At 74.3% G+C, this 11986-nt stretch carries 11 protein-coding genes and 1 pseudogene; 7 read left to right on the forward strand and 5 right to left on the reverse strand.

Going from position 1 to position 11986, the window contains the following annotated elements:
* Positions 1–9 precede the first annotated feature (9 nt).
* Together OG519_RS15775 and OG519_RS15780 are read right to left on the reverse strand one after the other, a co-directional pair.
* Complete coding sequence (locus OG519_RS15775; protein WP_405583722.1) at positions 10–423, reverse strand: rodlin; 414 nt, start codon at positions 421–423, stop codon at positions 10–12.
* Positions 424–535: 112 nt separating this feature from the next.
* Positions 536–799 (reverse strand): hypothetical protein, encoded by a 264-nt coding sequence (locus tag OG519_RS15780; protein WP_405583724.1) that lies wholly within the window; start codon positions 797–799, stop codon positions 536–538.
* Between OG519_RS15780 and OG519_RS15785 the strand changes: the two genes are divergently transcribed.
* Positions 786–1112: a hypothetical protein gene (locus OG519_RS15785; RefSeq protein WP_405583726.1), complete on the forward strand. Its 327-nt coding sequence runs from the start codon at positions 786–788 to the stop codon at positions 1110–1112. The genes OG519_RS15780 and OG519_RS15785 overlap by 14 nt on opposite strands.
* 68 nt (positions 1113–1180) lie before the next feature.
* Here the strand turns inward: OG519_RS15785 and OG519_RS15790 are convergent, their stop codons facing one another.
* From OG519_RS15790 to OG519_RS15800, 3 genes are all read right to left on the reverse strand, one after another.
* The gene (locus tag OG519_RS15790; protein WP_405583728.1) at positions 1181–1912 is read right to left on the reverse strand and encodes a chaplin; all 732 of its coding nucleotides are present in this window, start codon (positions 1910–1912) and stop codon (positions 1181–1183) included.
* 162 nt (positions 1913–2074) lie between these two features.
* Positions 2075–2317 carry a chaplin gene (locus tag OG519_RS15795; protein ID WP_405583730.1) on the reverse strand — a complete coding sequence of 81 codons (243 nt, stop codon included), beginning with the start codon at positions 2315–2317 and terminating at the stop codon, positions 2075–2077.
* Between the two features lie 413 nt (positions 2318–2730).
* Positions 2731–3141, reverse strand: coding sequence for a rodlin (locus OG519_RS15800; RefSeq protein ID WP_405583732.1), 411 nt, complete (start codon positions 3139–3141; stop codon positions 2731–2733).
* 421 nt (positions 3142–3562) lie between these two features.
* On the opposite strand from OG519_RS15800, the gene OG519_RS15805 reads away from it, so the two are divergent.
* The 6 genes and pseudogenes from OG519_RS15805 to OG519_RS15830 all read left to right on the forward strand — a co-directional run bounded on the left by OG519_RS15805 (position 3563) and on the right by OG519_RS15830 (position 11986).
* Entirely contained in the window at positions 3563–4858 is a 1296-nt protein-coding gene (locus tag OG519_RS15805) for a glycosyltransferase (protein ID WP_405583734.1), read from the forward strand.
* On the forward strand, positions 4855–6588 hold the full coding sequence (locus tag OG519_RS15810; RefSeq protein WP_405583736.1) for a sugar transferase: 1734 nt from the start codon (positions 4855–4857) through the stop codon (positions 6586–6588). Before OG519_RS15805 ends, OG519_RS15810 begins: the two co-directional genes overlap by 4 nt.
* 56 nt (positions 6589–6644) lie before the next feature.
* Positions 6645–7949, forward strand: a pseudogene (locus tag OG519_RS15815) (O-antigen ligase family protein); the annotation flags it as partial.
* 254 nt (positions 7950–8203) lie between these two features.
* Positions 8204–9775, forward strand: coding sequence for a lipid II flippase MurJ (locus tag OG519_RS15820; RefSeq protein WP_405583738.1), 1572 nt, complete (start codon positions 8204–8206; stop codon positions 9773–9775).
* The gene (locus OG519_RS15825; protein WP_405583740.1) at positions 9765–10685 is read left to right on the forward strand and encodes a polysaccharide deacetylase family protein; all 921 of its coding nucleotides are present in this window, start codon (positions 9765–9767) and stop codon (positions 10683–10685) included. Before OG519_RS15820 ends, OG519_RS15825 begins: the two co-directional genes overlap by 11 nt.
* A complete protein-coding gene (locus OG519_RS15830) occupies positions 10682–11986 on the forward strand; it encodes a glycosyltransferase (RefSeq protein ID WP_405583742.1) in 1305 nt (434 codons plus the stop codon). Before OG519_RS15825 ends, OG519_RS15830 begins: the two co-directional genes overlap by 4 nt.

Raw genomic sequence — 11986 nt, forward strand, 5'->3', positions numbered from 1 at the left:
GTGGCGGGGTCAGCCGCTGAAGGAGCCGTTGCCGGAGAGGAGGGGGAGGTCGGTGAGGACGTGCGAGAGGGGCTCGTCGCCCTTGGACTGGGTGGAGTTCTCCGCGCACTGCTGGTTCTGCGGCGAGGACAGCGGGTTGAGGTCCTGCACGTTGAGCGGGGTGGCTGCACCGGCCAGCGTGCTGGCGTTGGCCTTCACCGGCACCGCGAGGCAGGGCTTGTTCAGGGTGCCCTGGACGAGGCCGATCTGCGGGCTCAGCGAGCCACCGGTGTGGGTGTTGCCGTAGGTCTGCAAGGCGCCGTTGCCGTTCACGGTGGTGGTCCCCGAGTCATTGCCGATGGCCATGGCCTGCGGGGCGGCGGTGGCGCCGATCGCGACAACGGAGGCGGCGAGCGCGGCGCCGGCGAGCATCTTCTTGATCATGGTTGTCCTTTTTGGTGCATGGATGCACGGTTCTGGTACGCGTTCATTCGGCGGCGAAGTGAGCGCGGTCCGGCCCACAGGCCGGACCGGCCGACCGGACCGCGCCGGCGGCTCAGGCGCCGCCGAAGCCGCCGAACGGAAGCCCGCCGAGGAGCGAGGCGCCGGGCATGGCACCGGTGACCGTCGAGAGGCCGCCGCTCTTGACCGCGTCACCCGTCCGACCGAGCACGGTGGCGGCCAGGGTCTGCTGCCGGAGGCTCTGCGCGGTGCCGGTGGCGCCCGTCAGTGTGTCCCCGAGCTGTGTGCCGTCCACCGTCTTCTGGACCGGCTGCTGGGCGAGCGCCTGTTCCACACCGCCGTTGATGCTCGTCGCCATCACCGGTGTCGCGGCCGGCGAGGGTGTCGCGGGCGTCGTGGCCATCGCGGGTGTCGCAGGCATCGAGGGCACGGAGGGCATCGCCGGGGTGGCGACGAGGGAGGCGGCGGGCGCGCTGAGGGAGGCCATGCCCGGGACGGCGGCCGGCAAGACGGCCGGGGCGACCGTCGGAGTCACGGCCGGCGAGGCGGCCGGCGAAGCGACCGGGGAGTCGGCGGCAAAGGCGGGGGCGCCCAGGCCGACCGCCATCACGGAACCGGCCACGACCGCTGCAACCTTTGAGTACTTCACTGGCCACCCTTTCAGTAGCTGACGCCGAAATCCCTCGGCGGTCCTTCGAAATGGTCAATGACCATGGAGAACAACGGAAACCGCTGTCGGTCAGCGGCGGTGCCCGGCGTGCGCCGGACGCGCTCCGCGCCGGTAGAGCATCGCGCCGCCGAGCAGCAGCGCCGCGCTGGTGGCGCCGGCCGCGCCGATCGCCCGGCTGTCGAAACCGGTCTCGGCCAGGCCGGGCTGGGCCGGCGGCGCCGGGGCGGGCCAGCCGGGCGTATGCACCTGCGGCACCGGCGGCGTCTCACCGGCCGGCGGTGTGCCGGTCTGCGGAGGCTGGGTGTGCGGCGGGGTGACGGCCGGCGGCGGCACCTGTCCTGGCTGGTGGATCGAGGACGACTGCTCGTCGTTGACGCAGGAATTCCCCAGCGCCGGACTCAGCAGGGACGCCGCGTCCGCCGTGTTTCCGCACGCGTTGACCGGCGCGCTCACCGGGATATCCACCGAGTTCCCGGACAGCACACCGGGAGAGCCCTTGGTGACGCCGCTGCCCACCGCGCCCGCGCCGAGCGTCGAGTGAGCACCGGCCGGGCGCTGCGAGGTGTTGGCGCACTGGTTGCCGAAGGCCGGGTTGGCCACGGCGGTCGCGTCAACGGTGTTGCCGCACACGTTCACCGGCGCGTCGACGGGGGTCTGGACGCTGTTTCCCGAGAGCAGGCCGGGCGAACCGGCCGCCACGCCCTCCGCTGCGCTGTCCGCGCTCGCGTACCCCCCGCTGATGGCGAGCACGCTGCCGGCGGCAGCGACGGTGAACAGGCTCCAGTTCAGGATCTGTCGCATCGAGTCTTCTTCTCCGCATCTGTCACAGTCGGTCGCGCCGGACCCGCGGTGCCGTGACGGCACCACGGTCCGGCGCACCGCCCCGGGCGCGCTGAGCACTCCGAGGCGGTCCCTGTTCAGTGCCTCGCGGCCCTCACGACCTCGCGGCCCGACAGGGTGAGGTCAGGCGCTCGCGTTGACGCAGGTGTTGCCGAGCGCCGGGTTGAGCATGGATCCGAGGGCATCGACGGTGTTGCCGCACAGGTTGAGCGGCATCTCGACCGGCGCCTGGAGGACGTTTCCGGACAGCACGCCCGGGGAGTGGGCGGCGACACCGGCCGCGTCGGAGTCGGCGAACGCGGGAGCGGCGACGCCCATCGCGAGCAGCGTGCCGGCGGTGACGGCAGCGACCTTCGAGAACTTCACGAGTGGCTCCTTTTTCCTTGAACGGTGTCTGACACCACCACGACCCTCGTGGCGGCCGGTCACGTATTCCCATGGCCCGAACACCGCTACGGAGGGCTAACGACCGCCGATCACCGGAAGCAACTCCCGAGCGGGGCGGGTTCCGCACTATCCACCCGAATGGACCCCGGAATGGTGTTTCGACGCAGGTGGATCGTGGGCACGGAAACAGGCGGGTCCGCTCGGAATTCGGCCCACGGTGACCGGCGAAGCCACAGAACCAGCAGAATCGCCGGAACCGGCAGAACCGGCAGAACCGGTGAACCAGAAAAAAATGAACCGTCGACCGGAAAACCGGCGCGGCCCCGGTCGCCCGCCCGAAGACGGTGACCAGGGCCGCGTGTGCCACCCCCGCAAGGGGCCGAGCAGGCCCCTCAGTGGTTCGCGGAGCCGTTCGCGGACAGGACCGGGATGTCGTCCAGGAGGTGCGAGAGGGCCTCGTCGCCCTTGGACTGGGTGGAGTTCTCCACGCACTGCTGGTTCTGCGGCGAGGACAGCACGTTGACGTCCTGGAGGTTGATCGGGGTGGCACCGGCCAGCGTGCCGAGGTTGGCCTTGGCCGGCAGGGCGACGCAGGGCTTGTTGAGCGAGCCCTGGACCAGCGCGAAGGAGGGGCTCATATAGCCGCTGGTGTACGTGTTGCCGTAGGCCTGCTCGGAGCCGTTGCCGTTGGCCGTGGTGGTCCCCGAGTCGCTGCCGATGGCCATCGCCTGCGGGGCGATGACCGCGGAGACGCCCGCGAGGGACGCGGCGACGGCAGCCACGGCGAAGATCTTCTTGATCACGGTTGATGGTCCTTCTGACGAGAGACTGCCCCCGGTACCAGAGGCAGACTGACCAACACCGTCGGGTCCGGTTGGTAATGATCGTTCACCCGAATGCCGAGGGTCAGCGGGGCGTGGCCGGCCGGCGCGGGGCGGGCAGCGTACCTCCACTCGATATGAGTACGGCGCATATAAACGTTGACGTTCCGTCGCCATCACTCTTGCGATGGTCATAAGAAGTCTGACCAGGTCAAGGCCCCGCGCGCCTTACGTGAATCACCCCGCCGTGTCTGCCAGCGTGCATTCGTGATTCGTCTGGATTACCTGACAGGCATGTGATTCGTTGACAGCACGGAGCCGCTGATCGCCGCCCGATCACGCGACAGCGCAACTTGACCGGACTTCGGCTTCTCCGGATGGCCGAGAGGGAGAACGGCGCGCGATGCCGCAACACCAGAACGACCTCGCCGGGCTGACGGTCCTCCATATGACCCAGCCGGTCGAGGGCGGCGTCGCCCGCGTCGTCTCCGACCTGGTACGGGCCCAGGTGAGCGCCGGGGCGCGGGTCGTGGTCGCCTCCCCGCCGGATCCTCGGGGCCCGCGGGGGCCGCAGGGGCCGCAGGGGCCGAGCGGCGGGACGGACACGCCGGATTCACTCGTTCGCGCCGTCACCGCGGCCGGCGCCGAAGCCGTACGGTGGCCCGCGCGCCGCTCCCCCGGGCCCGACCTGGCCCGGGAGACCGCCGCCGCCGGACGCGTACTGAGCGCGGTACGCCCCGACCTGCTCCATCTGCACAGCGCCAAGGCCGGACTGGCCGGCCGGCTCGCGGCGCGGGGCCGCCTCCCCACCGTCTTCCAGCCGCACGCCTGGTCGTACGACGCGGCGAGCGGGCCGCTCGCGCGGGCCGCGGTGCGCTGGGAGCGGTACGCGGCGGCGCGCTGGACCGACCGGGTGCTCTGCGTCAGCGAGGCGGAACGCGCGGCCGGCCGGCGGCAGGGCGTCCGGGCGCGCTGGGCGGTGGTGCCGAACGGGGTGGACACCGAGCACTTCAGCCCGGCCGCTGATTCCGCCGGGGGGTCCCCCGAGGGCTCCGCCGCTGGTTCCGCCGCCGATCCCTCGGCCGTACGAGCCGAACTGGCCGCCCTGCGCCGCCTCGCGCCCGGCACACCGCTGGTGGTCTGCGTCGGCCGGCTCTGCCCGCAGAAGGGGCAGGACATCCTGCTGCGGGCCTGGCCCCGGGTGACCGCCCGGCTCCCCCTGGCCCGGCTCGCCCTGGTCGGGGACGGTCCCGACCGCCACCGGCTGCTCCGGGAAGCGCCCCCCGGGGTGGTACTGGCCGGTCCGGCCGCCGACCCGCGGCCCTGGTATCTGGCCGCCGACCTCGTGGTGCAGCCGTCCCGTTGGGAGGGCATGGCGCTCGCCCCGCTGGAGGCGATGGCGTGCGGCCGGGCGGTGGTGCTCAGCGATGTCTCGGGGGCGCGGGAGAGCCTGCCGGCGGCCGACGCGGCCCGCTGCCTCGTTCCCGTCGCCGACGAGGTGGCGCTGGCCGACGCGCTGCTCGGGCTGCTGACCGATCCGCCGCTGCGGGCCGCCGCCGCGAAGCGGGCGCTCACCCATGTGCGCGGTCGCCATGACGTACGCAGAGCGGCGGCCGATGTGAGCGCCCTCTACCGGGAGTTGCTCGCCATTCCGCGCCCGAACCCGTATCCGTACCCGGCGGAGAGGGCCTCCCGATGACCCGCTCCCAGGTCCCCCACCCGGGCATCCACCTCCCACCGCCGCCCCCCGAAAGCCTCGCCACGCCTTCCGGCGCGGCACCGGCTACGGCACCCATCACCTCCGCGGCGCCGCCCGTCGCCCCCGCCCCGGACCGGACGGCCGAGTTGCCCCGAACGTCCACCGCCCGCCCGGCCGAACCGCTGACCGCCCCCGGCCCATCCCCCCGCCGCCCCGAAACCCGCCTGGACGACCGGGTGGGCACCCTGCTGGGCGACCGTACGGGCGAGCGCGGCGCCGAACGCACGTTGGACCGCGCGGGGGAGCGGGTCGGCGATCGGCTGGTCGCGCAGCCGGGAGGGCCCGCCCGCGGTGGGCGGCGGGTCTTTCGGGGGCGCGGCCGGTCCGTGCTGGTCGGCGTCGACTGCGCCGCCGTGCTCGCCGGGACGGCCCTGGCCGCCGCCGGGAGCGGGATCGAGGCGCTGCGGTGCGGGGCCCTCGCGCTGGGGCTGTTGCTCGTCGGATGCCACCAAGCCGACCTCTACCGCCCCGGTTTCGACCCCGGCGCACTGCGCGAGGTGCCGACGATCGTGGTCCGGGCGGTGCTCGGCTGGGGGTTGGCGGTCGCGGTGCTGGGCGGCGGGCCGAGCCGGGCCTGTCTGGCGGCCGCGGTCGCCCTGACCGTACTGACGGCGTGCGCGCTGCGGGGGCTGGCCTACCGCGCCTGGCGGGTCGCCGCCCGCCGCCACCCCGCGTCGACGCTGATCGTCGGCTCCGGTCCGGCCGTGGCGCGGATCGCGGCGGTGCTGCGGGCCCATCCCGAGTACGGGATGCGGCCGGTCGCCGGCGTCGTCCCCACCTCGGCGGCGGACCACGGCGACCTAGCGGTACGGCAGCCGGCCGGCGGCCAACCCCCGTCGGAGCCACTGCCGCTGCTCGCCGGGGACAGCGAGATCACCCGAGCGGTGGTCCTGAACGCCGTGCGGTACGCCGTCGTCGCCGACCCGCCCGCGCTCGACGCCACCACCACCGCGGCCCTGCGGCGCCTGGCCGCGCAGGGCTGCCGGGTCTGGCGGTTGAGTACCCGGGGCGGTCCGGTGACGCCGGGGCACCTCTGGGGATTCGCCTGCCGCCAACTGGAGTTGGCGCCGTACGGTCCGCTGCCGGGACCGCCGGGGCGCCGGGCCAAGCGGGCGCTGGACGCGGTGGCCGCCGGTACCGCGCTCTGCTTCCTCGCACCGGTGCTCGCGGGCTGCGCGCTCGCGGTGCGCGTCGCCGACGGGCCCGGGGTGATCTTCCGCCAGGAGCGGATCGGGCTGGGCGGACGCCCGTTCACGCTGCTGAAGTTCCGCACGCTGCGGCCCAGCGACGAAGGGGAGGCCGCGACCCGCTGGAGCATCGCGCACGACCTGCGGCTGAGCGGGATCGGCCGGCTGCTGCGCCGTACCTCCCTCGACGAGCTGCCGCAGTTCTGGAACGTGCTGCGCGGCGACATGAGCCTGGTCGGTCCGCGGCCCGAACGCCCGCACTTCGTACGGCAGTTCAGCGCGGCGTACCCCGGCTACCAGGACCGGCACCGGATGCCGGCCGGTATCACCGGCCTGGCCCAGATCCACGGGCTGCGCGGCGACACCTCGATCGCCGACCGGGCCCGTTTCGACAACCACTACATCGACAGTTGGTCGCTGTGGCAGGACGTGACGATCCTGGTCCGTACGGTCTGCTCGGTCTTCAGGTTCGGCGGTAGCTGATGGCGCTGACCCTCAGCCGTGGGCCCGCGACGGCGCGCCCGCCCCGGCCCGATGTGATGTCGCGGCATTTCAGGGAACTAGCCTGGCTCGCGCCGCTGTTGCCCGTGCTGGCCACGATCCTGCTGCTCGCCCTGCCGGTCGCGGCCGGCGATGTCAGCCGGTCCGGCAAGGTCACCCCGGCGGACGCGGCCTCCGCCGTCCTCGTGTTGACCGTCGCGGTCCGGCTGGCGCGGGCGCGGCGGCGACCGCTGACCCCGACCGCGGCGATCGTGCTCGGGGCACCGCTGATCGGCTTCGCCGTGTCCGCCGCCGTGTCGCGGGACCCGGGCGCGGCGGCGGCCGGATTCCTGCGCTACGCCCAGGTGTTCGTCCTGGTGCCGGCCGCGATCGTGCTGCTGCTGCGCGACCGGCGGGACTTCGCGGTGGTGGCCGGCAGCGTCGTGGTGCTCGCCCTGGCGCAGGGCGCGGTCGGTGTGTGGCAGTACGTGACCGCGACCGGTGCCTCGTACATGGGCCAGGACATCAGGGCGGTCGGCACCTTCGGGCCCTCCGGCATCATGGACATGGCCACGGTGGTGGCGTACGGGCTGGTGATCGCGGCCGGGCGGGCGCTGGCCCCCGGTCCGGTCCGGGTGCGGCTGGCCGCGCTCGGCTGCGCCGCCGCCCTCACCGTGCCGCTCGCGGTGTCCTTCAGCCGGGGTACGTGGATCGCGACCGCGGTCGCCTGCGGCGCGATGACGGTGCTGGCGGGCCGCCGGCAGGCGGTGCGGGTGTTCGGGGTGCTGGCCGCGTGCGCGGTGCTGCTGGTCGGCGGGGTCGGGGTCGGCTCGCAGGTGATCGGTGCGCGCGTTGCCAGTATTTCCCGGGTGACGGACGCGCCCGACGCGTCGGTGACGGATCGCTACGCGCTGTGGGCGGCGGCGCTGTCGATGTGGCGCGGGCATCCGGTGGCCGGGGTGGGGCTCAAGAGTTTTCCGGCGGAGCGGGACGGTCACGCTTCGCTGGCGCTGTCGTCCGGTTCTGACACGGCGGGGGCGGGGCAGGCGTACCGGCGCGAGCCGCTGCTCTCGCCGCACAACATGTACTTGCTGGCGCTGGGTGAGCAGGGGCTTCTCGGTTGTGTGCTGCTCACCGGGTTCCTGGCGGCGCTGCTCACCGCCGCTGTCGCCCGGCTGCGTCGGGGTGGCGCTTCCGGGACGGGGCTGACGGCGGTCGGGCTGCTGCTGTGGACGTGCGTTGATTTTCTTTACGCGGATATCGGCGGGCCGGTCACGGTGTTGAGTGCGGTGCTTTTGGGGTTGACCGGGTGGTGGGGGTTGGCGTCGCCTGCCAGCTGCGGGCCGGATTCGGTTGCTCGCGCAGTTCCTCGCGCCCCTGACGGGGCCCTTGACGGTGGGGCGGCACCCGGGAGCGACGGGGGGGATCGGTCGCAGACCGGGTGCGCGTCCGACGTGGTTGCTCGCGCAGTTCCTCGCGCCCCTGGTGGGGCCCTTGACGGTGGGGCGGCACCCGGGAGCGACGGGGGGGATCGGTCGCGGACCGGGTGCGCGTCCGACGTGGTTGCTCGCGCGGTTCCTCGCGCCCCTGGCGCGGGCCCCGGCGGTGGGGGCGGGTGGTGAGGGGGACGGTCGCGGCCGAGGCGGCGGTTGGTTCGGGCGGGGGCGGGGGGGCGGCGGGGCTGGCGCGGGCGGCTGGGGTCACTGTTGGGCTGAGTATCGCCGGGTCGGTGTTGGGGCTGGCCAGGGATCAGGCCATCGCGCATCTTTTTGGGGCCGGGGCGGAGTCGGACGCGTTTCTGGTCGCGTGGACGGTGCCGGAGGTGGCCGCGACCGTGCTGATCGAGGACGCGATGGCGCTGCTGATGGTGCCCGCGTTCAGCGCGGCGCTGGCGCGGGGCGCGGGGACGGGCGACGTGGTCAGGGGGACGCTGCCGCGGCTGCTCGCGCTGCTGGGGGTGCTGTCCGCCGCGCTGGTGGCGGGGGCGCCACAGATGGTCGACGTGCTGGCGCCCGGCCTCGCCGACCCCTCGGCCGCGGTGGCCTGCACCCGGCTGACCGCGGTGAGCGTCTTCACCTTCGGACTGGCCGGCTATCTGTCCGCCGCGCTGCGCGCGCACCGCCGCTTCCTGCCCCCCGCGGCGATCTACGTCGCCTACAACGTCGGCATCGTCGCCACCCTCCTCGCGCTGCACGGCCGTTACGGGATCCGGGCCGCCGCGGCCGGCGTCGCGGTCGGCGGAATCCTCATGGTGGCCGTTCAACTCCCCTCGGCCCTGGTTGAGTTGCGCGGCAACCGGCCGGCCCTGGACACCCAGGCACCGCCGACCCGCGGGCTCGGCCTGGCGCTGCTCGCTCCGGTGGTGCTCTTCACCGTGAGCCGGCAGGCCCAAGTGCTGGTCGAGCGGTTCTTCGCCGCCCCGCTGGCGGCCGGCGCCATCTCCCACCTCAACTACGCCCAGAAAGTCGCCCAGTTGCCGATGGCGCTGTCGGTGATGATCTGTACGGTCACCTTCCCCGCCGTCTCCCGCGCGCTCGCCGAGGGCGACCGGGACCGGGCCAGGCGGCGGGTCGAACGCGACCTCGCCCTCGTCTGCGTCGTGGTGCTGATCGGCTCCGCCTACGTCATCGCCTGCGCCCCGCAGATCACCGAAGTGCTGTTCCAGCGCGGCGAGTTCACCGCGGCCGACACGGCCGCGACCGCCTCCGTGATGCGGGTGTACGCGCTCGGTCTGCTCGGCCAGAGCCTGGTCGGCGCGCTGGTGCGGCCGTACTTCTCGACCGGCCGGCCCACCTGGTATCCGGCGGCGGCCATGGCGGTCGGCCTGCTGGTCACCGCGGTGGCGGACGCGGCCGCGGTCGGCCGGTGGGGGGCGTACGGGATCGCGGCGGGCAACGCGGCCGGGATCACCCTCACCGCCGGACTGCTGCTGCGCGGTCTCGGCGCCCACAGCCTCGCGGTCAGGGCCCGCACGATCGCGCCGGGCCTGGCCCGTACGGTGCTCGCCGCCGCCGCCGCCACGCCGGCGGGTGCGCTGGTCGCCGCCCGCGCGCCCGGCGCCCTGGCCGCCGTGGTCGGCTGCGCGGCGGTCGTACCGGCCGTCTTCGCGCTCGCGGCCTTCGTCCTGCGGGTGCCGGAACTGCCGTATCTGCTCGCCACCGTGACCCGGAAGGCCGCCGATGACCGCTGATCCGTTCGTGCTCCGCCGCCGCCCCCGTACGGTGCGCCGCGCTCCCTGGACGCTGATGTACCACTCGGTCGGCAATCCCCGGGACGACCCGTATCTGATCACCGTCGGACCCGAGCGGCTGGCCGCGCAGCTCCGCTGGCTCAACCGGCACGGGCTGACCGGGGTCAGCATGCGCGAACTCCTCGCCGCCCGCGCGGCCGGGCGCGACCGGCGGCTGGTCGGGCTCACCTTCGACGACGGCTACGCCGACTTCCTGCGGCACGCCGTCCCCGCGCTGCGCCAACACGGGCACACGGCAACGCTGTTCGTGCTCCCCGGCCGGCTCGGCGGCAGCAACGAGTGGGACCCGGACGGCCCGCGCAAACCGCTGCTCGACGCCGACGGGGTCAGGGAGGTGGTCGGCGCCGGCCTGGAGATCGGCTCCCACGGCCTCCTCCACCGCGACCTCACCTCGGTGGACGACACCACGCTCACCACCGAAGTCAGCGAGAGCCGGGCCCTGTTGGCCGACATCACCGGCATCACACCGGCCGGCTTCTGCTACCCGTACGGGGCGATCGACCCGCGCGCGGTCGAGGCGGTCCGCCGGGCCGGCTACGTCTACGGCTGCGCGATCGCCCCCGGGCCGCTCACCTCGCTGCTGGCCCTGCCCCGTACCCACGTCGGCGACCGTGACACGGCCTCCCGGCTGCACGCCAAGCGGCTGCTGCACGACTTCCGGAGCCGCGGCCTGCCGGAGGTGGCGCAGGCGGACGCGACCGTACTCGCCGGCGGACCACCGCGGTCCGGGGCGGCCGGCGGCCTGCGGTCCGCCCCGACGCTCCCCCGGCATCACGCCGGGCACCACTCCGACCCGCCGCCCCCGGCCGGGCCGGACCCCCTGACCGACTCACCCGGAGGGCACCCGTGAAGGTTCTGCACGTCATCACCGGGCTCGGCATCGGTGGCGCCGAAGTCCAGTTGCGCCTGCTGCTGCGCCAACTTCCCGCCGACTGCGAGGTGGTGACCCTCACCAACCCGGGGGCGGTCGCCGAGGCGCTGCGGGCGGACGGCGTCTCCGTCACCCATCTGGAGATGCGCGGCAACCGTGATCTGGCGGTACTGCCGCGGCTGACCAGGTTCATCAGGTCCGGCGGCTACGACCTGGTGCACACCCACCTCTACCGGGCCGGTGTGTACGGCCGGGTCGCCGCCCGGCTGGCCGGGGTTCCGTCGGTCGCCACCGAACACTCCCTGGGCGCGACCCAGTTGGAGGGCCGCCCGCTCACCCTCGGCACCCGCGCCCTGTACCGGACCACCGAGCGGCTCGGCGCCGGCACCCTGGCGGTGTCCGGGACCGTGGAGCGCCGCCTCCGCAGGTGGGGGGTGCCGGCCGCCCGGGTCCGGCTCGTCCCCAACGGCATCGATCCGGCCGCCTTCCGCTTCTCCGCACGGGCGCGCGCCGTGGTCCGCACCGACCTGCGCATCCCGGCGGACGCCTATGTCGTGGGCGGCATGGGGCGGCAGGTGCCCGGCAAGAAGTTCGACGACCTCATGCGGGCGGTCGCCGCCCTGCCCGACACGTATCTGCTGCTCGTCGGAGACGGCCCGGAACGGGTGCCGCTGCTCCAGCTCGTACAGCAGCTCGGCGTGGCGGGCCGGGTGCGGATGGCGGCCTCGACCGGCACCGGGACGGACCTCGGCGGGCTGCTCGCCGCCATGGACCTGTTCGTCTCGCTCTGCCCCGAGGAGACCTTCGGGCTCTCGGTGGTCGAGGCGCTCGCCGCCGGGCTGCCGGTGCGCTACGTCTCCTGCCCGGCGCTCGAGGACCTGCCGGCCGAGGAGGCGCCCGCGGCCCGCCGGATCGCCCCGTACGAACTCGACCCCACCCTCATCGCGGACCGCGCCGCCGGGGCGGCCAGACAGCCGGTGCCGCCGGCCGTCGAGCGGTATCACATCGCGCGCACCGCCGAGCAGGTGATGGCGCTCTACGAGGAGGCCGTCCGCGGGAAGCGGCGCGGACCCGTGCCCGCGGTCCCCGGCCAGTCCACCGCGGAGGGCGTCACGGCGGCCGCTCGTACCGCGCCCGCCTCCGCTCCGGCTGCTGCTCCGGCCTCCGCCCCGGCCCAAGCGCCGGCCCCCGCTCCGGTCCCCGCCGCTGCCCACGCCCCCGCTCCCCGGGCCGACGGCACCGCCGTCCCGCACGCCGACCAGCTCTCCGCCGAGAAATGA

This window comes from Streptomyces sp. NBC_01190 (assembly GCF_045039895.1).
Taxonomy (GTDB): Bacteria; Actinomycetota; Actinomycetes; order Streptomycetales; family Streptomycetaceae; genus Actinacidiphila.